The following is a 1,881-nucleotide window of genomic DNA, read 5'->3' as shown; positions in this document are numbered from 1 at the left end:
TGGGTCGTAAAACGATCAAGCGTTGGTTGCAGTACTATAAAGTCCCCCCCTGGGTCAGGGGGTCTATTCCTTTTGTTTTTCACGGGGATGATCTGGTGGCCTTACCGGGAGTGTTTGTGACAGTCACCCACACCAGTGAGCCGGGTCTGGGCAGACGCCTGTCCTGGCGTCCTGATGTTTGAGTCTCGAGAGCAGGACTTAAACTAAACTTTCTACGCATTTTCTCAGTATGTGTTTTACGTTTAGTAGTGGTTTTGGTATCCTGATCTCCCATCTTGAGTATCCATTTTTTTCCCGCATTTAAGAGTCAGCAGATAACAATGACGCGTTATATTTTCGTCACGGGTGGTGTTGTTTCCTCATTAGGCAAAGGCATCGCATCAGCTTCCCTCGCAGCTATCCTTGAGGCACGCGGTCTTAAGGTGACAATGCTTAAACTGGATCCCTACATCAACGTTGATCCGGGTACCATGAGCCCGTTCCAACATGGTGAAGTATTTGTTACTGAAGATGGTGCGGAGACCGATCTTGATCTGGGCCATTATGAGCGTTTTGTGCGCACCACCATGAAGCAAGGTAATAACTTTACTACGGGTAGAGTCTATCAGGATGTTCTTCGCAAAGAACGTCGCGGAGATTATCTGGGCGGCACAGTTCAGGTTATTCCTCACATTACTGATGAAATCAAGCGTCGCGTTGTCCAGGGTGCCGGCGATGTTGATATAGCGATGGTTGAAATTGGCGGCACTGTGGGTGACATTGAGTCTCAGCCATTTCTTGAAGCCATTCGCCAATTGAAAGTCGAGCTGGGTTCTTCCCGCGCATTGCTGATGCACCTGACTCTGGTGCCCTACATAAAGACGGCTGGTGAAACCAAGACGAAGCCTACCCAGCACTCGGTTAAAGAACTGCGGTCTATCGGCCTTCAGCCAGACATTCTGGTTTGCCGCAGCGAACAGTTTATTGAAGCCTCTGCCCGTCGCAAGATCTCTCTGTTCACGAACGTGGAAGAGCGTGCGGTTATCTCTCTGGAAGATGCTGATACCATTTACCGCATTCCCCAGATGCTCCATGAGCAGGGTCTGGACCAAATTGTTGTCGATAAATTCAATCTGGATACACCGGCTGCAGACCTGTCTGAATGGGCGGATGTTGTGGACCGTGACACTCATCCACAGAAAGAAGTGACCATCGCCATGGTGGGTAAATATATGGAGCTTCTGGATGCCTATAAATCCCTGATTGAGGCGGTTCGCCATGCCGGATTGAAAACCCGTACCAAGGTCACCATCCGTTATGTTGACTCCGAGCTGCTTGAGCAGGAGGGTCTGAGTCGTCTGGAAGGTGTCAGTGCGATTCTGGTGCCCGGTGGTTTTGGCCATCGTGGTGTGGAGGGCAAGATTCAGGCGGTTCGTCATGCTCGCGAGAGCAAGATTCCCTATTTGGGTATCTGTCTGGGTATGCAGGTTGCAGTTATTGAATACGCTCGTAACAAAGCGGGTCTGGAAGGGGCTAACAGCTCCGAGTTTGATCAAAACGCCGAGCATCCGGTGGTAGGCTTGATTACTGAATGGTTGTCTTCCGATGGTGCTCTGGAGACACGTACTGAGGCTTCCGATCTGGGAGGAACTATGAGATTGGGGGCTCAGCTGTGTAACCTCATCTCTGGAACACAGGCTCATTCTGCCTACGGTAAAGACACTGTCATTGAGCGGCACCGTCATCGTTATGAGGTCAATAACAATTACCTTGAGACTTTGCAGGATGCAGGTCTGGTTATTTCCGGACGCTCTGAAGATAATGCTCTGGTTGAAATGGTGGAAGTAAAGGAACACCCCTGGTTTGTGGCTTGCCAGTTCCACCCTGAATTTACCTCGACAC

At 50.2% G+C, this 1,881-nt stretch carries 2 protein-coding genes; both read left to right on the top strand.

Annotated elements, in window-relative coordinates; translation table 11 throughout:
* Positions 1–182: tRNA lysidine(34) synthetase TilS (gene tilS / locus KDK19_RS19845; RefSeq protein WP_257292705.1), on the top strand; the 182-nt coding region annotated here is incomplete at its 5' end.
* Between the two features lie 138 nt (positions 183–320).
* Positions 321–1,881, top strand: a 1,561-nt coding sequence (locus tag KDK19_RS19840) for a CTP synthase (RefSeq protein WP_257292704.1), incomplete at its 3' end; no start/stop codon positions are given.

The sequence above is a fragment of the Endozoicomonas sp. ONNA1 genome (genome assembly GCF_024606325.1).
Classification (GTDB): Bacteria; Pseudomonadota; Gammaproteobacteria; order Pseudomonadales; family Endozoicomonadaceae; genus Endozoicomonas_A.
The sequence above is the reverse complement of the archived record's forward strand: the minus strand, read 5'-3'. Positions and strand labels throughout refer to the sequence as shown.